This window comes from Turneriella parva DSM 21527 (assembly GCF_000266885.1).
Taxonomy (GTDB): Bacteria; Spirochaetota; Leptospiria; order Turneriellales; family Turneriellaceae; genus Turneriella; species Turneriella parva.
Window position 1 is genome coordinate 710,077 of the sequence record NC_018020.1, and the last position, 20,429, is coordinate 730,505.

Here is a 20,429-nt window from a genome sequence, read left to right on the forward strand (position 1 = left end):
GAGATAGGCGTTAAATTGCGCGCGCGAGATACGTGCGCATCTTACCGATACCCTTTATCTCAATTTCACCGCGATCGACATATTCTGCCGCGTCGCCTAGCGCTTCGCGTGTTGAGCCTGTGATGTGAATTTCGCCGGCGACACCCGAAGATTCCATGCGGCTTGCGGTGTTCACGGTATCGCCCCAAAGGTCATAGATAAATTTGTTCTGCCCAATCACCCCCGCGACCACAGGCCCCGAAGCTATACCGATGCGAAGCCGCAGTTTTTCGGGTACCGCCGCGTTTTCTTCTTCTAAGATCCTCATCATGCCCAATGCCATGTTGAAGCAGCGTTCGGCGTGATTGTCGACTGCGTGCGGCAACCCCGCACCGACCATGTACGCGTCGCCGATCGTTTTGATTTTTTCAAGACCGAGCGCCTGCGCGAGGGCATCGAACAGGCTGAAGATGCGGTTGAGTAATGCCACAAGCTCATGCGGATTCATGCGGCGAGACAGACTCGTAAAACCTTCGATATCGGCGAACAGCACCGAGACATTATCGAAATAATCGGCGATCGTGCGCTCTCCCGAAAGAAGCCGGTTCGCGACAGTTTCTGGAAGCATGTTCAAGAGCAAAGCTTCAGACTTCTTCTTCTCTTCGCCGAGCTGGCGGCTCTGCTCTTCGATTGTGCGGCTCTGCATAAATTCGATGCGCGCGTTCTGTTCGAAGAAAAATACCGACACCAGACCGGCGGTATTGACGAACGCAATAATGGCAATGCCGAACACCGCATCGTTGAGCGGCAGGGGCCTGCCGAACACGAGATAGGCGATGTACTGGCCGATCACCAGCGTCGACGCTATAACCGCAAAGAAAGTACGCAGCCGCAGCATCGCAAAGGTGTAGATGATGATACAGATCACCAATCCATAACCGTACTTGATGTAAAACTCGTCGGGCGAAAGGTGCATCAGTAAGATCGCGCACGTATTGCTGAATACATTGGCAGAAACGAGCACCCACTGCAGATAAAAGAAACGCCGCAGCATCGGAATCACGATCGCCGCCATCAGGTGCGTCGGAAAAATAAAGCCGTAAATGAATCGCCAGGTGCGTTCAAACATCTCGGGTTGAATGAGGTAGGCAATGACACCGAGTACGGCATAGCCGAACGTGCCGAAAGCAAAACCCCAGCGCGCCTGCCGGGCTGCTTTTTCATTGTTGTCGTGAATAAAACGGTGCTCGAGTGTACGGTCGTCAAAACTGGGGTAAAGGTAGCTGCGAAACTTCACAGGCGAAGTTTTTAAAGAGAGGGCGGTTGGCAAGCGGGTGACGGATTGTCGTTTTATGCGTTTGGCTTTGGGCCTACGCCCAAAGCCAAACGCTAAATTACTCTTAGATCATGCGCCCTTGCAACCAGAGCCAACTCATCGTCGAAAGTCGCCAGATGAAGAACTTCGTTTTCAACTTCGCGAATTTTTAAAGCGGTCGCCAGATGCAGCGCGTCGAGCGTACCGACTGGTAAAAAGAACGGTTCTGCTGCACGGCTGACAATGTCAGAACTCAGATCGAGCATGTTCACCTGATCGAGGTATTGCTGCAGCTGCTGGCCGATGCTGACGTAGCTTTCATCACTGATCAGCCGACGCTGGTGGTGTCGGTCAAGTGTTCTGCGGCATTCAACATTCAAGAGCAGGCTCGAATAGACTTCGGCGCCTGGGGGCAAGGCTGCAACAGTCGATTGCCGCAACATGACTCTAAGCAGCCACGAGCTGTCGATATAGACTTTCATATACGCTCTTTGCGCCGGTCTTCAAGAAGCAGATCAACCGGGTCAAAATCGACTTCAATGACAGGTTTCAAGAAGCGAAAGGGCGCTTTTGCCCTTGAGTAGAATTTCAACGTCGCTTTCGCTTCGATGGGCATGAGGCGCGCCACCGGCACATCGCGCTGAACGATCTCAACCCCCCCGGTCTTCTTCAGCTTCTTAATCTCGGCCGAGAGGTGTGTTTTTAGCTTCGAAATGGTTATCGTCTGCATAGACTATATATAGTCATATATGGTCTGGTGCGTCAATTATTTATAGTCTGCAGCGGGCGCCTGTCAAAACGCGTGCTGCATGCTCATGGTATAATGAGCAAACTGCTCTTGCGGCTTGACCGCGCTGGTTTTCTGTTGCAGGTCGAGTGCTTTGTAGAGATCGTTGTTATAAAGACGGCTTGCTGCGGCAAACTTGCTGTCGGCGACCCCGGCGAACAAGAAAGAAGCGGCAATCGATACCCCACCGCCGACTGGCGAAGGTTAACTCACCCCCTAGCCCCCTCTCTTGCAAAGAGAGGTGGATTTGTGCGCCCTTTTCTTTTTTAATGACCCGCTTCGCCACCGCAATCGTGTGCCATTGGCGCGCCATCAGTCCTGGTGCGCTGCTGCTGCCTGCGCGCGCGGCAGTTCGTTGAAAAAGAAATCGTCGAGCATTAAATCGACTGCCTTCTCATATTTTTCACGTTCCCAAAGGCCCGAAACTATGAGCGGCAACCAGATCACAGCGGTCGAGCTGATGGTATAAACTTTTTTGTGTATAACAGCCTCGTTCTTTGAGTATGCTATTTCCACTTTTTGGCCATCTGGATATTCGTTGTATACCGGTATCAAGCCAAGCGAAAAAATGGTTAGCAAGAGCTTGCCATCGAATTCGTTACGACCTATTCGCAAGAACTTAATAAGACATCTTGCAGAGGCAGCTTGCCCATTTGATTGATTGCCCAATAAAGCTCTCTTGACCAAATAATTTTCAATCGCATTTCGTAATCGTGAATCTGGCTCCAATGCCTCATCAATTTGGGTTACGCACGGCTTCGGCACGGCGTAAGTCGCTGGATACGTTGCTTGAGTGATTAACTTTACTTCATACGAGTAACAATTCAGCAATTGAGCACTGAGCATAACGAGCGTCATCGCCGAAAGTCTATGCCTACCGGATGCCATAGTGATAATTTCGGTAGCCATTATTTGCCCGGAAGGACATATGTGCGACAGGTTGTGCGATAGCAGCGGATGCAGGCATTGAACCGAAAAAGCTCCAAAAGCCCTCCCATTTGCTCAGCGACATCTTGCGCGTGACGACCAAATTATCATGCATCACGCTCGTTGGCTTCAGGCCGGCAACTCGTGCCAATAAACTGTCTAGCCCGTGTTGACCTAGTGTTAAGCTCCAAAACGCAGAGTTATCATCAGCCCCAAATGCCATGCGGTCTCCGTCGGCACCCTTGCCGATTTCTTGTTGTCTGCGATCAAAACCTTAGCTTCCTTTTTTTCTTTTGGCGAGAATCAAGTTCTGCGCTGATAGACTTTGAGCCACATTGCCTCCGGCAAAACGATCGCTCAAATCGCTTAACACGCACACATAAATCGAGCAAACTGCCCGTAGGGTGTTGCTCAGCCGCGCCCATACCCAGCGAAAAGCGAAATCAGAATCGCGTTTGAACTACATTCGCGATGTTAGTTTTTCCGTAGGGCCAGCCGTAATAGCTTAGGGGCAGTCCTTCTGAAAATGGCAGCCGCCGGCTTGCGCGTCGTTTCCCGTCGGGAAACGACTAAGGATACAACAAAAACTTCTTGCGCTCTTCTTCAAAAGCCTTCACATCGGCTTGCGTCTTCTGCACCAGAATCTCGGGCTTCTCGCCCTTGGCGATGGCGTCGATGAATGCCATGTCGCCGATACCGTTGCCAATGCGGGCCCAGTTTTTTTCGCGGTTCTTTTCGGGCAGGTTATTGTAGAGAATGCCCGCAATGGTCACCATGGTGCGCATCGGGTCGACCTTGCGCCGGTTCGTCACCACCAGCTTGAAGCCGCGGCACGTCTCTTTACTGTAAGCCGAGCGTTTGGGTTTAAACTTCGCAGGGTAGAACTTCACACCCGGCAGCTTCGCCTGGTTGAGCGCCGTGACGATTTTTTTCATGTCGAAAAACGGCGCGCCGAAAAACTGAAAAGGGTTTGTAGTGCCCCGACCGACGCTAATGTTCAAGGCTTCGAGTGAGCCTGCGAGGTGATAGCCCAAAACCGATTGCATTCCGGTGATGCTCGGGCTCGGGTTGCGCCAGGGCAGCCCTGTTTCATCATAGAAGAGGCTGTGCTTGTAACCAGATAATTTTACGACTTCTATATCCGCACCAATTTGAAAGCGATTGTTATAGTAGTTCGCGAGTTCGCCCATCGTCATCGCGTGCGAAATCGGTATCGGGTAATAGCCGGCGAACCCGCCATGAAATTTGCTTTCGAGCACGGGCCCGTAGACGCCGAGCGGCGCCGCCATGTTCGGGCGGTCAAGAATCAGCATCTTCTTGCCCGCCGCCTTCGCTGCTTTCATGGCGAGCACCATCGTCGTGGCATAAGTATAATAGCGCAGGCCAATCTCTTGAATATCAAAGATCAACAGATCGACGTCGGCCAGATCGGCGTTGTCGGGTGCCTTCTTGTGGCGAGTGTAGAGAGAAATCACCGGCAGCCCGGTCTTTTTGTCTTTTTCACCCGAGACATGTTCGTCGACTTCACCGCGCACACCGTGCTCGGGAGCGAAAATTTTCGCCACCTTGAATTTCGGGTGCAGCAGATCGATGATGTGCCGGCCTTTGCTGTCGACGGCGCTGTGGTTGACAATCAGCGCCAGGCGTTTGTCTTTTAGCAACGCATCGGGCTTCTGCATCAGCATGTCGAGCCCCGTCTTGACCTTCGCGCGTTTACCAGCGCCCTTCGCCTTGCCTTTCGCCTCAACACCGACAGCCGTAAAAAAGACGGCGACGAGTAGCAAGGTCTTCAAGCAAAATGAGGATCTATAACGCATATCAAATATTATCGGCTAATTGCACTCTGCTCGCGACTCTCGTGATGCAACATACGTGCTATACTCTTTGCAATTTCTACCCATTCGGTCATGCCCGCGAAAGCGGGCATCTATGCCCATGCAAACTAAGGCTAGATTCCCGCTTTCGCGGGAATGACCGTAAGGTGCCTCTACGCACGTCGACCAAAATGAGCCCGCTGAACTTGTCTTCGGCCGACGCGGGCGTACCGTTATCCATCAGAAGTATTCACCCAATCCACCGACCCGTCTGGTACACCGCAAACGACGCCGCATACGCAAGGCTCGTCAGCACCACGAATACCGTGACCGCCCACACAGTGCTGTTCAATTCACGGCGAATTGTCGCGAGCGTACTCATGCACTGCGCGCACAGCGCGAAGAATATCATGACAGAAATAGCCAGCAGCGCATCGTAAGTGGGTTTGCCGTCAGGTCTTTTTTCGGCGATGAGCTGCTTGCCGAGCACCTCGGGTGATTCATCGGCATCGTTGACGCTGAAAATAATGCCGAGGGTCGACACGAAAACTTCGCGCGCGGGAAAAGCCGCCAGCACCGCGACCGAGATTTTCCAGTCAAAGCCGAGCGGGCGAAAGAACGGTTCTACAGCGACGCCAAAGCGTCCGAGATAGCTATCGCGCAGGTGCACAGACTGCAGTCGAGTTTGCAGCTCTTCTTCGAATGCCTTGCGCTCGTCTGCCTTCAGGTTTGCAATGTGCGTCGGCAGATGCGTAACCTTGATGCCCTTTTCGATGGCAAACTGCATTGTCGTCAGATTGGTCAGTTTCTGGCTGTGCGGAAAATATGCGAGCGCCCAGATGACAATCGACAGCGCAAAGATGATACCGCCGACGCGCTTCAAAAAATTCATCGCGGCATCGTAAACCCGGCGCCACACATTTTGCAGACGCGGCAAATGGTATTCGGGCAGCTCGAGAATAAACGGGCTCTCGCTGGTTTTTCTGAGCACATGCCGGTTGAGCAACCACGCGAGCGGCATCGCGACGCTGATACCCACGAGATGCATCGCAAAGAGCGCGACGGCGGCCCATAAAGCGCCAAAGCGCGGCTCGATAAATGCACCGATAAAGAGTACGTAGACTGGCAACCGCGCCGAACACGACATCAGCGGTGCAATCAGAATGGTTGCCATGCGCGCGCGGTCAGTGGGCATCACCCGCGCCGAAAGAATACCCGGCACGGCGCAAGCAAAACTTGAAAGCAGCGGTATAAATGCGCGACCGTTCAGGCCTGTCCAGCCGAGCAGTTTGTCTGACAAGAATGCCGCGCGCGCCAGATACCCGGTCTCTTCGAGTATCGCAATAAACAGAAACAAAATCATAATCTGCGGAACAAACACCAGCACTGACCCGGCGCCGGCAATTACGCCATCGGCGATGAGCGATGCGGTCACGGGGTAGCCGGCAAGCCCTGAACGGGCAGCCTGGCCCATGCCTTTCATAAATCCGTCTATCGCGTCCATAACCGGCTTGGCGCCGGCATAGATGCTGAAGAACATCGCGCCGATTATCAAAGTGAACGCGAGCAAACCAAAAACGCGGTGCGTCAGCAAGGCATCGATTTTTTTCGTGGGGGAGCTCTTAACTTCTGCCTTCTGCACCGCTTTGCGCAGTATCTTATCGATCGCCGCGTAGGTTTCGTCAATATCCCCTCCCCCGACCCCGACCCCTCCCCGCATGCGGGGAGGGGTGCCAGAGGCGGGGTGGGGACATTCACCGACGATCACTTCGACCAGCGACGCAATGTGCTGCTTCGTGGCCTGCGTCACTTCGACGACGCGAAAACCAAGCGCCTTTTCGAGTGCTTGCACATCAACGGTGTAACCGCGCCGTTTCGCGATATCGCTCATCGTCAGCACGGCAATTGCAGACACACCGGTTTCTTGAACCTGCAGACACAGGTAGAGCGAACGTTTCAGGTTGCCTGCATCGAGCACCACCACCGCGAGATCGGGCTTTTGTTCACCGCCCGCTTCGCCGTGCAAGACGCGCGAGGTGATTTCTTCGTCGGCTGATTTTGGTTTGAGGCTATACGTGCCCGGTAGGTCAATAACCTCAAAACCTTCGTGGCCTTCTAATAATCCCGCTTTTTTTTCGACGGTGACGCCGGCATAGTTACCCGTATGCTGCCGCGCGCCACAGAGTGCGTTGAAGATCGTGGTCTTACCCGCATTGGGGTTACCGATCAATGCGACGCGAAACGATGCGGGCTGCGACGGTCGCGCGACAACCTGCGGTTGACGAGTTTGACCTGACTTTTTCTTATTTGATTTTGCGCGCAGCATTAGGCGACCGTGATTCCCGCGAGATCGGCGCGCCTGACAATAATCGGGGCATCGAGTACCTGCAAAATAACAGGGTCGCCAAACGGGGCCAGCTTGACGAGCTGAACATGTTCGCCTTTCACCAATCCGATTTCGGCGAGGCGCTCGTTCGCGACCGGCGTCGCGACGATCGTGCCACCTTCGCCTGGCATCAGCTCAGTCAAAAACCGCACGACGGGAAGGTTCTGCTTTTTTGGCTCACGTTTCATGTTCGACCTTTAATTTAACCGTAGTCTCCGTTAAGCTTGAGCCTGCTATGCGACCCGTCTTCGGGTCTCTGCCTCAGAGCCTGTCGAAGGAGCCTGCCCTGAGCCTGTCGAAGGGCACTTCGCACATGCCGCTCTGCGCCGGTGAGATATATAGTTGAACACCAAATAAGCGGCAGCTAATGCCACTGCCCCGCCCGCAAACAGATAATCGACCATACTTTCAGCCCGCGTTTACCGACGCGCCGTCAAGCCAATTGAGAATGATTGTCAATTAAGTTTGGGGGGATCCTATTCCAGCAGCAGAATCTTCAATGACTCTAGCAGTTGCCGCTGGTTCTTCGCCGACAGCACACCGCGTTGCTCGACGAAACGGCGATTGTCGATCGAGCGCACCTGATCGACCAGAATGTCAGAAGCGCGCTTCAACCCGGCAGGCTTCAGGTCGATATGCACGCGCAGTATCTCTGCTTTGGGAGCTACCTTGGTCGATATCGGGCAAACAATAGTGCTGGGATGTACCCCGTTCAGCAGGTCGGTCTGCACAACAACAACAGGCCGCTTCTTACCGGGCTCGGTACCATATCTTGGATTCAAGTCAGCAATATAAACGCCGAATTTCTCAATTCTCACGGTTCGACAAGCTCACCGCGGCGTGCCATCAACGATCATTTCAAGCTCTTTGAGCATGGCCAACGAATCTGCGGCGACGAGTTTTGACTCAACCGCCAACTTCTCTCTCAGCTCGCGCCTACGCTCCAGTGCGTTATAGGCCCTTATGGCTTCGTTGATGTATGCATTGCGCGAAATCTTGCGCCGTTTCACAAAATGCTCCGCATCTTGTAAGATATCGTCTTCAACCTTGAGAGACATGGCTTGCATGGTATCACCTTTAGTGACACTTTAATAATATCTAAAAGCCTCGTCAAGATAATTTGCATGGCTTTCATGGGACACTGCGGCCTCATCGCAAACAAAACCTGCCCTCTGCGTCATGCCCGCGAAGGCGGGCATCTATAATCATTTGTGCGGCGACCAGATTCCCGCTTTCGCGGGAATGACATATGAGCCGAAGACTCGCCCAATCGCTGTGGTATTGAATTCAGAACACACTCTCCAAAAACCTACCCATGCGCTTCTTACCGAGCGCTGGGGCTGGCTTACCGTTCACAATCGCTGCCTGGCCCGCAATAAAGACGTGCCGCGCGGCCGCGCCTTCATTCACGATGCGGTCAAATTTGAAGCCTTTGCTCCACGGCATGAGCTTCACTTTTTCGAGTGAGTCGTCGAGGCGCTTCGGGTCAATCACGACCACGTCGGCCTGCGCACCGGGTTTGAGAACTCCCGCGTCGAGGCCAAACCAGCCGGCGAGCTCACCCGTGAGCCGCCATACCGCTTTTTCAACAGGCATGATCGGTTTGCCCAAAAGCTCCGCATCACGCACCTGCTTGAGCATGCGCAGCGGAAAATTGTAGAACGCCATGTTCCTGAGATGGGCGCCCGAATCAGCAAAGCTCATGAGCGTCGCCGGGTTCTGCATGATCTCGGCGACCTTCTCGGGCCGGTGGTTCGCGAGGCAGGTATGCCAGCGAATGCCGCGGTCGTAGGTGAGCAAAAGGTCGAGAAACGTATCGATGACATCTTGGCCGCGTGCCGCGGCGACGTCGGCGAAACTCTTGCCGATGAGCGCTTTGTCGGGGCAGCTTAAGATCGTCGTGTCAGACAAATCGCGGTGCCAGACTTTCGGCGCGAGCTTGCGCAGCATGTCCTTCTTAAACCGGTGGCGAAATGATTTGTCTTCCAGCAGCGCGTGGCGCTTTTCGAGATTTTTCGCGGCGTCGCGTATTTTCTGCCCGGCGAAAAACTCTTCAAAGAGCACGGAATCCCAGCCATCGTAATAGAGGTCGAACGGTACCGGTGGCGATTGCCAGCGGTAGTTGCCGCGAAAGACCTTGTTCGCGAGCCACGACACCAGCTGCGCCAGCTGCAAGACGTACGGGTCGGCCTTGAGATCCATCATCGTGATCACGGTCGTGCGCAGCGGCTCGCGCACAATGCCCCCACTCGCGAGCGCCATGCCAAGCACGTTGACGCGCGTGATCAGGTTCGGTGCGGATTGATGGATGCGGTGGCGACGGCGCAACAGTTCGAGCAGCGGCTTTTTTTCAGCGCGGCGCGCATAATAACTCGGCAGCGACGCCGACCACTCGCGCTCGCCGTCGAGGCGGTCCCACGGGTTAGTCATGCAGCTCATACCCAGAAAGCCGGCATCAAGCGCTTCGGCGAGCAGCGTCTCCATCTGTTTCTGTTCAGCCGGCGTGGGGCGTTCGCCCGTGACCGAACGGTGCAGCCCCATCGCGCGGGCGCGCAGGTCACTGTGGCCCATGAAGCTCGCTACGTTGGGGCCAATCGGGTGCTTATCGATCCACTTGCGGTAGCCGAGCGGCGAATCCCATTTCTTAATCTTCTTTAATAAGGGCAGAACCACTTCGCGCGGCACCGCCTCGACACGCGTGAACATATCGGCACAGTCTTCGGGGCTCGAAGCCACAAAACTCACCGAGCAGCTGCCCACCACCACGCTCGTCACACCGTGCCGCACCGATTCGGTTAGTCCCGGTGACAGCGCAAGCTCCGCGTCGTAATGCGTGTGGGTATCGAGAAAACCCGGCGTGACCCACATGCCTTTGGCATCGATGCGTTTCGCATTTGCAGCCTTGATGCTGCCACGGGGGGCAATCGCGGCAATTTTGCCGTTTTCGATGAGGACATCCGATGCGCTCGGTTGTGCCCCGGTACCATCGTAGACAGTACCATTTTGGATCAGCAGACGTGCAGCCATGGCTCATGCCCGCAACGTAGCCGATTTGGCGTCAACCGCCATTTTGAAATCAAGTGCTTTTCAATCGGCGATCAGAAACGTGAATGGTCTGTGATTTCGCGAAACATTTTTCGCCTGCTAATCCTCTGCATTTTGGTGCCCACGGCAATCTCAGCTGAAGCTGTCTTTCTCAAGCTGGGCTACGGCGGCATCTGGCAGTTCTATGAAGAACCACTGCCTGCATCCACTCCACTTTCATCGGGGGCATCTGCATCAACGGGTCAAAAGGCAAACGCCGTTGGACAGGGAGACCGGTTCGCACTCGGTTTTGATCTGAAACTCACAAAGCAGCACGCGTTCTCAGGTGCATTGGAGACCGATCTCGCGTTTACCCACCGCTCGCTTGCCCTGGGTGGTCTGGCCTACAAGTGGTTTCCCTTCGATTGGTACAATGCACCGTTTGTCGGAGCCGGTATCGATTATTTCGGCATCTCGCTCGGTACAGCAAATGTTGTCGATCGTTTCGGACTGCACCTTGCCTACGGTTTGAATATCCAGTTTCCCGAGAATATCTACCTGATTGTCGATTTCAAGAATGTGTTCTTCGACGCTGTTTCCAATCAAGTGGGCACTGAAAGGTATACGCATTTTCTTATTTTGACAGCTTCATTTGCCTATCGGATACCCGTTGGCGACTAATCTCTGCCCCTGCGGTGCGGCTTCGGCTAGATGCCTTTAGCGAGCCCTGTAAAGGACATGCATCCTTTTTTACTGTGCGCGCTGAATTGCGCAGCTGATTTTTCCCGCCATGAAAGCCCATGTGCTCGAAAACAGTTTTGGCATTGAGAACATTAGCTTGCGCGAGCGCGAGGTGGCGGATCTAGATTCGCATGAAATCCGCATCGCGATGAAGGCGGTATCGCTCAACTTTCGCGACTACCTGATGGTCACCGGCAATTATAACCCCAAACTCAAACTGCCCATGGTACCGCTCTCTGACGGCGCGGGCGAAGTTGTCGCGGTCGGCAAGTCGGTCACGCGCTTCAAGGTCGGCGACCGTGTGATGCCGACCTTCTCACAGAACTGGATTGCGAAGCGCCCGGTAAGCGACGATTTACGTAAGAGCACGCTCGGCGGCCCGCTCGACGGTACTGCCTGCGAGATCATGCAGGTACCCGAATGGGCGGCGGTCGAGATTCCCGAGGGACTCAGCTACGCCGAAGCGGCGACGCTGCCATGCGCTGCGCTCACTGCCTGGTCGTCGCTTGTGACGATGAACCAAGCGAAGCCAGGCGAATACGTGGTGGTGCTCGGCACCGGCGGCGTTTCGATCTTCGCGCTGCAGTTTGCCAAAATGCTCGGCTGCAAAGTTATAGCAACTTCGAGCTCCGACGACAAACTAAAGAAGGCCGAAGAGCTCGGCGCCGACTACGTCATTAACTACAAAGAAAAACCCGACTGGGCAAAAGAGGTGCGCAAGATTACGAAGATGCAGGGCGCCGACCACATCATCGAAGTGGGCGGTGCCGGCACGCTCGAGCAGTCCATTCGCGCGGTGCGCATGGACGGAGTCATCAATCTCATCGGTATTCTCGCCGGTTCGTCGAAAGAGCTCAACCTGCTGCCGATTCTGATGCAGAACGTGCGCATGCAGGGCATTCTCGTCGGTGGCCGCGAGGCATTCGAAGACATGTGCCGCGCGGTTACGGCGAATGGACTCAAACCCGCAATTGATAAGACGTTTGGTTTTGCCGAATTGCAGGATTCGATACGGTACCTCAAGAGCGGCAGCCATTTTGGAAAGGTTGTAGTCGAGGTGGGGTAGAGAATTCATTTGCCCCCGAATTAATTCGGGGGCAAATGAAAGGCTATCAATCCCAAGAAGAACTTGACCGACAGTGGCAACCGGCTGCGCATTGCAGAATCAGTGGCAATAATCAAATGCAATTGGAATTACGAATCGCGATTTTGGCCTTAACCGTTTTTCTCTCAGCCTGCCTTACGTCGCGAAATCCAACGACTTATGGGGTGAATCTTAGCCCAGTACCGGTGCGAAAAGAAAAGGTCGAAAAGGCTTGCCATGGGCAAACCCAGACTGGCGGGCAAGTCCAAGCGAGTCTCGAAGAGTGCCAACGAAAACTCTTAGGAAACGATTATTACGAGGGGCTGAAATTAGGCACGGAACGGTAATGGCAAAGCCGAATTTCCATTGCCCCCGAATTAATTCGGGGGCAATGGAAGGGATTATCAACCCCAAGAAAAACTTGACCCGTCGTAACCTTCTGCACCGCATCGTCCTACCTGCTAGAGGAAAGTAAATGCAAAAAATCCGCCTGATTGTACCGATTATCTTCGCAACCCTGCTCGCCGCCTGCGGCGGCGGAGGTAGCGCATCGGGTGCTGCAGCGGACCCGGGCGGCGGTTCGGGTCAGACCGGTGACACGACAGCTCCTACTGTGGGTGCTGCAATTTCTTTTAGTGGGATCTCAGACACTACTATCACTGTCTCGTGGGGGGCGGCATCGGACGCCGGGACTGCGACGGCAAATCTACAGTACCGTCTGGTGCGCGCTGCGAGTGCAGCCGAAATTGACACCATTGCAAAAGTAGACGATGCAGCCGCAGGTGTCACCGTCATTGACAACTATACAGCTGCACTCACGTCACGCAATGTCACTGGTCTTGCTGCTAGCACGACGTATTTTTTTGCCGTAGTGGTCCGCGATGCAGTCGGCAATAAGGCGATCTACACCCCTGCGAGCGCGACGACCTCAGTTGCAGGCACCACCGCCTCACCAGTCTTCAACCCTGCACCTGGCACCTTCGGCACGGCACCTAACCTGCAGATGACTTCGTCGACCAGCGGTGCTGTCATCTGTTATACATCGAATGGCGCAACCCCCGTCTGCAATGGTGCAAAAACCGGTTGTACGACCGGTATACTCTATTCTTCGGCAATTTCAGTCGCGGCAACCGCGACTTACAAAGCCATCGCGTGCAAGACCGGTAATACGGATTCATCTGAAACCAGCGGGCTCTACACCATCGACACAACTGCACCGACTGTCGCTTCGACGACGCCAGCAGACAGCGCAACCGGCATTTCAACGGGCAGCACAATCGCCGTTACCTTTTCTGAAGCGATGACACCTTCGACGCTTAAGGCAGCCACGACGACGAGCTGTCTCACCGATTCACCGACAGTTCAGGTCTCGACCAATAACTTTGCGAACTGTATACCAATGACCTCGGCAACGCTCTCGACAAGCGACAATATTACGTTCACCATGACACCCGCGTCGGCGCTCAGCACTTTTACGGTTTACAAGATTCGCGTGACAACTGGCGCGCAAGATGTAGTAGGCAATGCCATCGCAGCACAGTATACATCCCCCAATGGTTTTACGACTGCACTCGCTGGCGCATTGACAATCAACAGCCTCACACCTGCATCGGGTACGTACAGCACAGCGCAGGCAGCTGCAGCAACCACGACGGAAACCGGCGCATCGATCTGCTATACGACAAACGGTGTCGACCCGACAGCAGGTACTCCGGGCACATGCGACACTTCGTTCGTGAATGAGGGCCAGACGATTGCAATCGGCACGACCCTCACGCTAAAGGTGCTCGCGACAAAGGCCGGTCACACGAATTCTGCGGTAGCGACGCGCAACTACACCATCACCCCGGCTGTGACCGGAACCTTGCCGGCAAACGGCGATACGGGTGCCGACCCTGCGGGGACTATAACCATTGGCTTTAGTAAGACGATGAACCGTACGAGCTTCAGCTTCAATGCTACAGCCGGTGCATGCTCTGGCAATATTCAGGTTTCGGCGGATAACTTCACCAATTGTATCGGCTTCACAATACCAGCCGGCAACGCCTCGTCATTCGTATTGACGCCTGCAGCTACGCTCGCAAGCGCCACGACGTATAAAGTGAAGGTCACGACGGGCGCACAAGACACGTCGGGTAACGCCGCGACAGCCTTTGAGCATGCAACAGGCTTCACGACGCGGTATTACCGTACCGAGTCTATCGACGGCACGAACAACTTTGTGGCGGGTGAGACTTTTGCGACCACTCAAGGAGTAGCTGGTGATGTATACGTAACCGCAGATTCGACGTACTTGTATGTCGGCGTGCGACACACCGACATTCAGGCTTCAGGTGCAGGCGCGGGCAATAAGTTTGCCTACATTTTGTTTGCCACCGATCTGAATGATGCGAACGGTCTAAACACTTCAAGCGATAGTAAGGCCAAATTTGGTGCTGCTTCGAAAATGCGCTGGCACTGGAAAACCCGCATCGACGGTGCTAACTACACAGAATACCAGCAAGCGAACGGAACCAACTGGTCTACCACCTGGAATGATAATAAGAACGACTGGCGGGCAGCCGGATATGTCGAAGCGCGCATACTCTTGACGGAATTTGGCGGCACGGCACCCAGTGCCATCAAGATAGCGGCATATATTGTTGACTACAACGGCGACAGCGGTAACGGCTGGGTCTATAATTTGTTGTCAGGCGCTACTGAGGGTTCGGGCAGCGTCGCGCGCGATCTGGTGAAATACATCGACTACAATCGCACGTTGTCGACCACACCGAACGCGACCGCGACCGGCAACTTTTAATTCGCAGGGCGAATATGCCACTCGTCGTGCCCGCGAAAGCGGGCGTCTACAACCGTTTGAGCTTTCGCTACATTCACGCAGCGACCGCGCAGCCGCTAACAAAAACAATCGACGTAGGCCGATCGCTTCTGAATGCTGTGCTGAATGGCTGCGGTAAAATTCGATCAGGTCTATAAAATCTACCCCAATGGCTATGTGGGTGTAGAAGACTTTAACCTCGATATCGCGAGCGGCGAATTTGTCATTTTTGTCGGGCCTTCGGGTTGCGGCAAATCGACGACGATGCGTATGGTCGCAGGTCTCGAATCGATCAGCCGCGGCAGCATCAGCATCGGCGACCGCATTGTTAACGAGGTAAATCCCCGTGATCGTGATATCGCCATGGTGTTTCAGGATTATGCGCTCTACCCGCACATGTCGGTGCGCGAAAACCTGAGTTTGGGATTACGACTGCGCAAAACCCCAGGCGCCGAGATCGAGGCACGCACGCAGGCGGCGGCGAAAGTTTTGGGTCTTGAGCAGTACATGGACCGCAAACCGCGCGAGCTCTCGGGCGGCCAGCGCCAGCGAGTGGCACTTGGCCGCGCGATTGTGCGCAGGCCCAAAGTGTTTCTGTTCGACGAACCGCTCTCGAACCTTGACCCGAAACTGCGAACCGGCATGCGCGTCGAAATCAAGCGCCTGCACCGGCAGCTTGCGTCGACGATGATCTATGTAACGCACGACCAGCTTGAGGCGATGACACTCGGCGACCGCATCGTGGTGATCAACCAGGGCAAAATTCAGCAGGTGGGTAAACCAATCGATGTCTACAATAAGCCACAAAACCTTTTTACCGCGGGTTTTATCGGCAGCCCTCCCATGAACTTTTTTGAACTCACCCTTTACCACGAGGGCGAGCAGCTATTGCTCAAGAACGACGTGTTTAGTCTGTCTCTTTCTGCATCGCACGCACTTGCGGCGCCGCTGCTGAAAAGTTTTGCGGGTGCGCCGAAACTCACGGCCGGCATTCGCGCCGAGCATTTGAAAATTGCGCGGGCTGGCACCACCAAACCTTCTATACACGCTCTTGTCGAAGTCGTTGAGCCGGCCGCGCCAGAGGTATTTTTGTATCTCAAAAGCGGCAATGCGTCGTTCGTGATGCGCGACGACACTGTGCTCGAGCCGCTGGTGCAGGCGGGCGAGACGCTCGGCGTGTATGCCGAGCCCGAGAATATCCATTTTTTTGATGGCAATGGCGTGAGGCTGGCATAAAATAGTCTGAGTGAGGCGAATATGAAAAAAAAGATCAAGGTCGCGAATACTCAAGCTATGCCAAAAGTTTCAGATTCGATGAAACCCTATAGCGTTATCAAGAACAAGAACAGTAAACCCGTCTTCGTTCTGGTCCCTTACGAGGTTTGGCAAGAATCGAAGCAAAAATTGGGGTCTCGGTCAACGAGAAAAATTTCGACCGGCGAACCGCCGAAAAGAAGCGTCAAAAGTAATCCTTGGGTAGATTTCGCAGGCTCGCTGGAGGTTCGCGAAGACGGCCTCGAGTTCCAAAAGCGTCTCCGAAGCGAATGGTCGTGAATAACCTCAAAGACACGAACATTGCGATCTACCAGCTTCAGAACCGACTCGTCAACCAGCTGTCTGAGGGCAGATATTTTCTTTCGGTCATATCTGAAATTGAGCTGCTTGCATATCCCGGCCTCACGAAAACTGAGGAGCAAAATATCAAGATGCTGCTGAAGACTCTCGATATCGTACCCCTGAGTGAAGCTGTGAAAAGCGAGACGATTGCGATTAAACGGAAGCATCAGTTGAAACTACCAGATGCGATAATCGTCGCCACCGCAAAGGTGCATAAGTGCCTGCTGCTTACGAATGATGAGCATATTGCAAGACAGAATATTGTAGAGACTCGTGCTTGTGCCGTAAAGAAACCAGGTAGATGAAGAGTAACTTCGCTTATCCAATGCGATTGCATAAAGTGACGCCCTACCTCTGGCTCACGCCCTTTCTCGCGGTATTCGGCGTCTTTCTCGCTTACCCGATGATATATTCATTTATTATCAGTCTCAAAAAGGTTACGTGGCAGACAAATTTCTATAACGTCTTTTCTGACATGCAGTGGGTGGGCTTTGCCAACTACAGCGAACTCATCGGCCGCGCCGACTTCTGGTGGTCGCTCATCGCAACCTTCATCTACATGCTGCTGACGATTCCGCTCGGCATATTTCTCTCTTTACTGCTCGCAACGCTGCTCAGTGAAAACCTTCCCGGCAGCCGCTTCTTTCGTTCGGCGCTGTTTCTGCCCAATATTCTCGACATGCTGGTCATCGGCCTCGTGTGGAAGCTCATCTATTCGCCCGACGGCCTGCTCGACACCGCGTTTATGAAAGTGGGGATTCAGTACTTTCATGCAAAAGGCTTTCTGGGTGACGCGCATACTGCGCTCGCGGCGGTCGCGATTGCCATGGTCTTCAAGGGCTGTGGTTTTGGCATGGTGCTTTTCATGACTGCGATGAAAAATATCTCGCCGAATATCTTTGAAGCCGCAGACCTCGACGGCATGACCTGGTGGCAGAAGTTTCGTTACATTCGGGTGCCACTCGTGAAGCCCGTAATTCTGTTTCTGACTGTTACGGGAATTCTAGGGTGCCTGAATGCCTTTACAGAGTTCTATATCATGACCGAGGGAAATCCGGTTACTTTGTTTGCGAATGAAACCGTCGGCGCCACCCGCGTTTCGGGTTATCTTCTTTATACACGCTTCACCGAGATGAACTATGGCTCGGCTGCCGCGATGTCTTACTTCTTGCTGATTTTCGCGCTCGTTGTCTCTTATTTGAACTGGCGTTTTCTGCGGGAGAAAGCGGCGTGAAGAGAATTTTGCTATGGATTTCCATAGCCGCACTCGCAGCGTTCGCGCTGCTGCCGCTCTTCTGGATGGTCATCACCGCGCTCAAAAAAGAGGGCATGGGGCTGAGCACACAGGTTCTGCCTACCGGCGGCTTTTCAGAACTCTACACGTTCAAAAACTTCACCGCCATTCTGGGCGACCCTGATTTTCCGTTTTTTCGCTTTTTGCTGAACAGTACCGTCGTCGCCGGATCAACCGCACTCATTTCAACGACGATCTGCTTCATGTCGGCGTATGCATTCGCGCGCAAGACTTTTCCCGGTAAAGAGCTCGTTTATGGTCTGCTCATGGCGTCGATGATGGTGCCCGGCATGATTTTCATGGTGCCGCAGTTTGCGCTTATCGCCGAATTCGGCTGGATGAACAGCTGGCAGGCGCTGGTGATACCCCACACGGCAAACGTCTTTGGCATTTTTTTGCTCAGGCAGTCGGTGGAGCGCATACCCAAATCGCTCTTTGAGGCAGCCGAAGTCGACGGCGCGAGTGATTGGCAAACGATGCGGCTCGTCGTCGTGCCGCTCGTGTCGCCAGTGCTCTTGACTCTGGTGCTGCTTACCTTTCTCGGCCAGTGGTCAAACTTTCTGTGGCAGCTGATCGTGAACACACCCGACTCAAACTGGATTACACTACCGGTGGGCATTTCCCTTTTCAAAGGCCAGTATTCCATTGCGTGGGAGAAGATGATGGCGGCATCGGTGATTTCTGTGCTGCCTGTGCTGCTGCTGTTCTTATTTTTGCAGCGTTATATCATCAGCGGGTTAACGCAAGGTGGGGTGAAGGAGTGACCGCAAAGATATTCTCCATTTGCCCCCGAATTAATTCGGGGGCAAATGGAATGCTGCTATGGATTTCCTTTGCAGCAATTATTTTGTCTGCCATAACGTGCGGGCAACGGCCCAGGTCACAGAGTAACGGCCCCCGCACTCTCACCCTCTGGCATTCTTACAATAATGAAGAAACTCGTGTCTTTAACGAGCTGCTCTCCGACTACCAAAAACAAAACCCGCACATCAAGATCATTGCCGAGCGCGTACCCTTCGACGGCCTGCTGCCGAAACTCACATCGGCGGCCATTGCGCACCGCACGCCCGACATTGCGCGGGTAGACATTGGCCACATACCCCGGCTGGCGTGGGGTAAGGCGATTGAACCGCTCGACCTTTACGGTGCTGAAAAACTTACGCAGGGCATGCACCGCATTGCGAAACCCGTGGCTTCGGTAACTATGCCGGGCAAAACGGCCAGTGAAATATTTGCGATACCCGACCAGCTCACAACGGTTGCACTCTACTATAACAAAGACCTCATGGCTGCTGCGGCTGTGCAGATACCGCGAACACTCGGTGAATTACGCGCTATCGGCAAAAAGTTTTCAGCACGGGGAAAATCCTCAAAAGCGCTCGCGATTAACTCGTCGCTGTGGTGGATTATGCCGTGGCTGTTCTTGCACGATGCGCAGGTGCTCTCGCCGCAGCTCGACAAGTGCCTTCTGGGGTCTGGCGAAGCGGTCGCGACGCTGGAATATTTGCGCGAGCTCTACACCGAAGGTGTCGAGGCCGGAGCGTGGCTTTCGGGCGCGATCAACCCCGATCAGGGTTTTATGACCGGGCGTTACGCGATGATTCTGTCGGGCCCGTGGAACCTGCAGACGTTCAGCAAGATTAATTTCGGCCTGAGTCTCGTGCCGGGCAATGGCAAACTTCGTTCGGCATCGAATATCGGCGGCTCGGCAATGGTTGTCTTCGCCGCCTCACGCGAAAAACAAGAATCTTACCGGCTGCTCGAATATTTGGTGTCAGAGCCCGTGCAAATAAAATGGATTCAGGGTACGGGCCAGCTAAGCGTGAACCCTGCGGCGAACCGCGCGATGGCGGCATTGTTTTCGAAAGAACTTAAAGTCTTTCTCGAGCAGCTCGACTACGCAGGTGCGCGGCCCGCACTTCCCGGCTATGACGCACTCGAAAGCATTGTGGCGCCCTACCTCTACGCTGCGCTCGACGGGTCGCTCACCAGCCGCGAGGCGTTGAAGCGCGCGTGTACCGATGTCGAGAAGAATTTGCTCATACCCAATAGGTGAACGCCAAGCAGAGCTGAAAGATTATGCCAACTGTACTGCGAATACGAAGCTTTCGATTCCACTTTTATTCGAACGAGGGCATCGAACCGGCTCACATTCACGTTGACACGCCCGATGGCGAATGCAAGTTCTGGCTGAATCCCGTAGAATTGGCTCGCGCCGGTGGGTTGCCGCCGCGAGTATTGCGGGAAATACAGAGTCTTATTTTGGAGAATGAAAGGTTCTTATTGGAGAAATTTCATGAGTACCACGGCAGATAAAGTCACAAAAGAGAAGGAAACAGTCGCTGTTGCCGTTAGAGCAGAGGGGCGTACTATTATCGTAGAACTGTATGACGGTCGCACGGTCAGCTTTCCCGCTGATCGATATAAGATTCTACACAAAGCTAAAGACCACGAACTGAAAGCAGTGACGTTGCGAGCTGGCGGCACCGCTTTGCGTTGGGAGAATCTGGACGAAGACCTTACCGTCGAGGGCATTGTGGCTGGAAGATTTCAGCTGTAGATTATGTCACATCTCGCAGCTATGGAATTTCATAGCTGTGCGCCGCGCGTGGCACAATGCTACCAACCCCTACAAACTATTTA

General features: G+C 54.1%; 23 protein-coding genes. 12 read left to right on the forward strand and 11 right to left on the reverse strand.

Translation table 11 applies throughout. The features are described from left to right. Nucleotides 1-10 precede the first annotated feature (10 nt). From TURPA_RS03365 to TURPA_RS03410, 11 genes are all read right to left on the reverse strand, one after another. On the reverse strand, nucleotides 11-1,276 hold the full coding sequence (locus TURPA_RS03365; RefSeq protein WP_014801871.1) for an adenylate/guanylate cyclase domain-containing protein: 1,266 nt from the start codon (nucleotides 1,274-1,276) through the stop codon (nucleotides 11-13). 92 nt (nucleotides 1,277-1,368) lie between these two features. Continuing rightward, nucleotides 1,369-1,776, reverse strand: coding sequence for a PIN domain-containing protein (locus TURPA_RS03370; RefSeq protein WP_014801872.1), 408 nt, complete (start codon nucleotides 1,774-1,776; stop codon nucleotides 1,369-1,371). Continuing rightward, nucleotides 1,773-2,024, reverse strand: a complete 252-nt coding sequence (locus TURPA_RS03375; protein WP_014801873.1) for a type II toxin-antitoxin system Phd/YefM family antitoxin — start codon at nucleotides 2,022-2,024, stop codon at nucleotides 1,773-1,775. Before TURPA_RS03375 ends, TURPA_RS03370 begins: the two co-directional genes overlap by 4 nt. A gap of 63 nt (nucleotides 2,025-2,087) precedes the next feature. Beyond that, the gene (locus TURPA_RS23295; protein WP_157210379.1) at nucleotides 2,088-2,243 is read right to left on the reverse strand and encodes a hypothetical protein; all 156 of its coding nucleotides are present in this window, start codon (nucleotides 2,241-2,243) and stop codon (nucleotides 2,088-2,090) included. 150 nt (nucleotides 2,244-2,393) lie between these two features. Beyond that, nucleotides 2,394-2,990 (reverse strand): hypothetical protein, encoded by a 597-nt coding sequence (locus tag TURPA_RS23300; protein ID WP_014801874.1) that lies wholly within the window; start codon nucleotides 2,988-2,990, stop codon nucleotides 2,394-2,396. 587 nt (nucleotides 2,991-3,577) lie between these two features. Further along, complete coding sequence (locus TURPA_RS03385; protein ID WP_053332106.1) at nucleotides 3,578-4,801, reverse strand: exo-beta-N-acetylmuramidase NamZ family protein; 1,224 nt, start codon at nucleotides 4,799-4,801, stop codon at nucleotides 3,578-3,580. A 271-nt stretch (nucleotides 4,802-5,072) separates the two neighbouring features. Beyond that, nucleotides 5,073-7,148 carry a ferrous iron transporter B gene (feoB, locus tag TURPA_RS03390; RefSeq protein ID WP_014801877.1) on the reverse strand — a complete coding sequence of 692 codons (2,076 nt, stop codon included), beginning with the start codon at nucleotides 7,146-7,148 and terminating at the stop codon, nucleotides 5,073-5,075. After that, complete coding sequence (locus tag TURPA_RS03395; protein ID WP_014801878.1) at nucleotides 7,148-7,396, reverse strand: FeoA family protein; 249 nt, start codon at nucleotides 7,394-7,396, stop codon at nucleotides 7,148-7,150. Before TURPA_RS03395 ends, feoB begins: the two co-directional genes overlap by 1 nt. Before the next feature lie 288 nt (nucleotides 7,397-7,684). Continuing rightward, entirely contained in the window at nucleotides 7,685-8,026 is a 342-nt protein-coding gene (locus TURPA_RS03400) for a type II toxin-antitoxin system PemK/MazF family toxin (protein WP_014801879.1), read from the reverse strand. Between the two features lie 12 nt (nucleotides 8,027-8,038). Then, nucleotides 8,039-8,275 carry a hypothetical protein gene (locus TURPA_RS03405; protein WP_014801880.1) on the reverse strand — a complete coding sequence of 79 codons (237 nt, stop codon included), beginning with the start codon at nucleotides 8,273-8,275 and terminating at the stop codon, nucleotides 8,039-8,041. Nucleotides 8,276-8,495: 220 nt separating this feature from the next. Further along, a complete protein-coding gene (locus TURPA_RS03410; RefSeq protein ID WP_014801881.1) occupies nucleotides 8,496-10,235 on the reverse strand; it encodes an N-acyl-D-amino-acid deacylase family protein in 1,740 nt (579 codons plus the stop codon). A gap of 90 nt (nucleotides 10,236-10,325) precedes the next feature. Here TURPA_RS03410 and TURPA_RS03415 point away from each other — a divergent pair, with 90 nt between their 5' ends. The 12 genes from TURPA_RS03415 to TURPA_RS03465 all read left to right on the forward strand — a co-directional run bounded on the left by TURPA_RS03415 (nucleotide 10,326) and on the right by TURPA_RS03465 (nucleotide 20,346). Further along, nucleotides 10,326-10,913, forward strand: coding sequence for a hypothetical protein (locus TURPA_RS03415; RefSeq protein ID WP_014801882.1), 588 nt, complete (start codon nucleotides 10,326-10,328; stop codon nucleotides 10,911-10,913). A gap of 109 nt (nucleotides 10,914-11,022) precedes the next feature. Beyond that, complete coding sequence (locus TURPA_RS03420; protein ID WP_014801883.1) at nucleotides 11,023-12,039, forward strand: zinc-dependent alcohol dehydrogenase family protein; 1,017 nt, start codon at nucleotides 11,023-11,025, stop codon at nucleotides 12,037-12,039. A 35-nt stretch (nucleotides 12,040-12,074) separates the two neighbouring features. Further along, a complete protein-coding gene (locus TURPA_RS03425; protein WP_041948273.1) occupies nucleotides 12,075-12,404 on the forward strand; it encodes a hypothetical protein in 330 nt (109 codons plus the stop codon). Between the two features lie 128 nt (nucleotides 12,405-12,532). Further along, nucleotides 12,533-14,857: an Ig-like domain-containing protein gene (locus tag TURPA_RS03430; protein ID WP_014801884.1), complete on the forward strand. Its 2,325-nt coding sequence runs from the start codon at nucleotides 12,533-12,535 to the stop codon at nucleotides 14,855-14,857. 144 nt (nucleotides 14,858-15,001) lie between these two features. Next, the gene (locus TURPA_RS03435; RefSeq protein ID WP_014801886.1) at nucleotides 15,002-16,111 is read left to right on the forward strand and encodes an ABC transporter ATP-binding protein; all 1,110 of its coding nucleotides are present in this window, start codon (nucleotides 15,002-15,004) and stop codon (nucleotides 16,109-16,111) included. 21 nt (nucleotides 16,112-16,132) lie between these two features. Further along, nucleotides 16,133-16,429 carry a hypothetical protein gene (locus tag TURPA_RS03440; protein ID WP_014801887.1) on the forward strand — a complete coding sequence of 99 codons (297 nt, stop codon included), beginning with the start codon at nucleotides 16,133-16,135 and terminating at the stop codon, nucleotides 16,427-16,429. Next, on the forward strand, nucleotides 16,426-16,797 hold the full coding sequence (locus TURPA_RS03445; protein WP_217157613.1) for a type II toxin-antitoxin system VapC family toxin: 372 nt from the start codon (nucleotides 16,426-16,428) through the stop codon (nucleotides 16,795-16,797). Before TURPA_RS03440 ends, TURPA_RS03445 begins: the two co-directional genes overlap by 4 nt. Before the next feature lie 20 nt (nucleotides 16,798-16,817). Next, nucleotides 16,818-17,726 carry a carbohydrate ABC transporter permease gene (locus TURPA_RS03450; protein ID WP_157210380.1) on the forward strand — a complete coding sequence of 303 codons (909 nt, stop codon included), beginning with the start codon at nucleotides 16,818-16,820 and terminating at the stop codon, nucleotides 17,724-17,726. Next, nucleotides 17,723-18,550 carry a carbohydrate ABC transporter permease gene (locus TURPA_RS03455; protein ID WP_014801890.1) on the forward strand — a complete coding sequence of 276 codons (828 nt, stop codon included), beginning with the start codon at nucleotides 17,723-17,725 and terminating at the stop codon, nucleotides 18,548-18,550. The genes TURPA_RS03450 and TURPA_RS03455 overlap by 4 nt, the downstream gene beginning before the upstream one ends. An 83-nt stretch (nucleotides 18,551-18,633) precedes the next feature. After that, complete coding sequence (locus TURPA_RS03460; protein ID WP_157210381.1) at nucleotides 18,634-19,842, forward strand: extracellular solute-binding protein; 1,209 nt, start codon at nucleotides 18,634-18,636, stop codon at nucleotides 19,840-19,842. Nucleotides 19,843-19,865: 23 nt separating this feature from the next. Next, the gene (locus TURPA_RS22450; protein WP_014801892.1) at nucleotides 19,866-20,102 is read left to right on the forward strand and encodes a DUF4160 domain-containing protein; all 237 of its coding nucleotides are present in this window, start codon (nucleotides 19,866-19,868) and stop codon (nucleotides 20,100-20,102) included. Beyond that, a complete protein-coding gene (locus TURPA_RS03465) occupies nucleotides 20,083-20,346 on the forward strand; it encodes a DUF2442 domain-containing protein (RefSeq protein WP_014801893.1) in 264 nt (87 codons plus the stop codon). Before TURPA_RS22450 ends, TURPA_RS03465 begins: the two co-directional genes overlap by 20 nt. Nucleotides 20,347-20,429: the final 83 nt, after the last annotated feature.

What these genes read in the sequence shown, in the direction of transcription:
- TURPA_RS03370 (WP_014801872.1), bottom strand. Translation starts at nt 1,776, where the DNA reads ATGAAAGTCTATATCGACAGCTCGTGGCTGCTTAGAGTCATGTTGCGG.
- TURPA_RS03375 (WP_014801873.1), bottom strand. Translation starts at nt 2,024, where the DNA reads ATGCAGACGATAACCATTTCGAAGCTAAAAACACACCTCTCGGCCGAG.
- TURPA_RS23300 (WP_014801874.1), bottom strand. Translation starts at nt 2,990, where the DNA reads ATGGCTACCGAAATTATCACTATGGCATCCGGTAGGCATAGACTTTCG.
- feoB (WP_014801877.1), bottom strand. Translation starts at nt 7,148, where the DNA reads ATGCTGCGCGCAAAATCAAATAAGAAAAAGTCAGGTCAAACTCGTCAA.
- TURPA_RS03395 (WP_014801878.1), bottom strand. Translation starts at nt 7,396, where the DNA reads ATGAAACGTGAGCCAAAAAAGCAGAACCTTCCCGTCGTGCGGTTTTTG.
- TURPA_RS03405 (WP_014801880.1), bottom strand. Translation starts at nt 8,275, where the DNA reads ATGCAAGCCATGTCTCTCAAGGTTGAAGACGATATCTTACAAGATGCG.
- TURPA_RS03410 (WP_014801881.1), bottom strand. Translation starts at nt 10,235, where the DNA reads ATGGCTGCACGTCTGCTGATCCAAAATGGTACTGTCTACGATGGTACC.
- TURPA_RS03420 (WP_014801883.1), top strand. Translation starts at nt 11,023, where the DNA reads ATGAAAGCCCATGTGCTCGAAAACAGTTTTGGCATTGAGAACATTAGC.
- TURPA_RS03425 (WP_041948273.1), top strand. Translation starts at nt 12,075, where the DNA reads ATGAAAGGCTATCAATCCCAAGAAGAACTTGACCGACAGTGGCAACCG.
- TURPA_RS03430 (WP_014801884.1), top strand. Translation starts at nt 12,533, where the DNA reads ATGCAAAAAATCCGCCTGATTGTACCGATTATCTTCGCAACCCTGCTC.
- TURPA_RS03435 (WP_014801886.1), top strand. Translation starts at nt 15,002, where the DNA reads ATGGCTGCGGTAAAATTCGATCAGGTCTATAAAATCTACCCCAATGGC.
- TURPA_RS03440 (WP_014801887.1), top strand. Translation starts at nt 16,133, where the DNA reads ATGAAAAAAAAGATCAAGGTCGCGAATACTCAAGCTATGCCAAAAGTT.
- TURPA_RS03450 (WP_157210380.1), top strand. Translation starts at nt 16,818, where the DNA reads ATGCGATTGCATAAAGTGACGCCCTACCTCTGGCTCACGCCCTTTCTC.
- TURPA_RS22450 (WP_014801892.1), top strand. Translation starts at nt 19,866, where the DNA reads ATGCCAACTGTACTGCGAATACGAAGCTTTCGATTCCACTTTTATTCG.
- TURPA_RS03465 (WP_014801893.1), top strand. Translation starts at nt 20,083, where the DNA reads ATGAGTACCACGGCAGATAAAGTCACAAAAGAGAAGGAAACAGTCGCT.